Consider the following 248-nt stretch of genomic DNA (forward strand, 5'->3'; position numbering starts at 1 on the left):
TTTTGATTGTTAAAGGCGGCCTTGCGCTCTTCTGTGACAGGTAGGATGTTATACGGATTGTGCTCACCGTCCCACATGAGCCGTCTTTGCACTTCAGGATGTAAGGCAGGATTGGCACTCGATTGATAGATATTGCCTTCGGCCAAGTCTAAGTAACTGACGGTACAAGCGCGCAACCAACCCATAAAGGTCACTTCATGTTGTAGTCCAGTCAGACCCTTGTCTTTTTTCTCTTGAGCAATATCGGC

Annotated in this window: 1 protein-coding gene; it reads right to left on the reverse strand. The window is 47.6% G+C overall.

Annotation, left to right across the window (positions count from 1 at the left end):
- A partial coding sequence (locus AAEY80_RS14760; RefSeq protein WP_350542094.1) for a hypothetical protein occupies positions 1-248 on the reverse strand: 248 nt, incomplete at both ends.

The organism is Psychrobacter sp. 78a-MNA-CIBAN-0178, assembly GCF_040309625.1.
In the GTDB taxonomy this organism is placed as follows: domain Bacteria; phylum Pseudomonadota; class Gammaproteobacteria; order Pseudomonadales; family Moraxellaceae; genus Psychrobacter; species Psychrobacter okhotskensis.